We start from the raw sequence: 268 nt of genomic DNA, 5'->3' as shown, positions 1-268 counted from the left end.
GAAATTTGATATGATTTTGATTCCCGGTGTTTCACTTTTAGCTGGCGGACTAAGCGGTATTTTATTTGCAAAGATTATGGCGCCGATTTTAGCTTCTGTAAGTCTTGGAATTAGTTCATTAATTGGTGGTTCGCCGCTGATTTCATCGATGGTTATTGCTTTTGTGTTTGGATTACTGATACTTAGCCCAGCTTCTTCTGCTGCGCTCGCGATTGCGCTTCAACTTGATCCAACAGCAAGTGCTGCGGCGTTGATTGGTTGCTCGGTT

The 268-nt window shown here is 43.3% G+C and carries 1 protein-coding gene; it reads left to right on the top strand.

Annotation, left to right across the window (positions count from 1 at the left end; translation table 11 throughout):
* On the top strand, positions 1–268 hold a 268-nt coding region (locus tag NG918_RS16805; RefSeq protein ID WP_252227193.1), incomplete at both ends, for a PTS sugar transporter subunit IIC.

This window comes from Clostridium sp. ZBS2, from assembly GCF_023845855.1.
GTDB classification, from domain to species: Bacteria; Bacillota; Clostridia; order Clostridiales; family Clostridiaceae; genus Clostridium; species Clostridium aquiflavi.
The sequence above is the reverse complement of the archived record's forward strand: the minus strand, read 5'-3'. Positions and strand labels throughout refer to the sequence as shown.